Source organism: Proteus sp. fly-1067, from assembly GCF_040139345.1.
GTDB classification, from domain to species: domain Bacteria; phylum Pseudomonadota; class Gammaproteobacteria; order Enterobacterales; family Enterobacteriaceae; genus Proteus; species Proteus vulgaris_B.
The window spans coordinates 1-512 of the sequence record NZ_JBEEUL010000291.1 but is presented as its reverse complement, the minus strand read 5'-3'; the positions used below and the strand labels follow the sequence as shown (position 1 = coordinate 512).

The window sequence follows — 512 nt, the reverse complement described above, 5'->3', positions numbered from 1 at the left end:
TCGCTTGCTCTGTATTATCTGCAACTAATTGAGTTTTATTACTTGTTAAGGTAATTAAACCGTGTTGATTATTAGCAATAAAGGAAATCGGTTTTGCATCAAATGATTCATTACTGAGTCTAGCGGTTACAATGACATCAAAAGCGTGAGTACTGGTTACTATTGTTTTAGCAATACCTTGGTTATCTGTCGTTGATACCTCATTAATACCCACGATACTTTGATCTCGATTAGTAGACCAAATCACCTTGGCATTAGGTATTACATTGTGATTTTTATCTTTAACGATAGCAGTAAAAATTACGGGGGTATTGCCATCAGCAATATAAGGTGGGGTTGATGGTGTTACCGAAATAATTTTACCGTTGGAGAGATCAGCAATAAATTGGGTTGTTTTTTTTGTGGTTACTTTATTAACCAGCGCAGTGACCGTTACCGCACCTGATATTTTGCTGGTCATGGTTGTTGATGCATTACCGTGACTGTCTGTCAGTAGTTCAGTCTCTTTGAGT

At 37.1% G+C, this 512-nt stretch carries 1 protein-coding gene; it reads right to left on the bottom strand.

Annotated elements, in window-relative coordinates; all coding sequences use genetic code 11:
* Positions 1-512: Ig-like domain-containing protein (locus ABN217_RS20465; RefSeq protein WP_349460038.1), on the bottom strand; the 512-nt coding region annotated here is incomplete at both ends.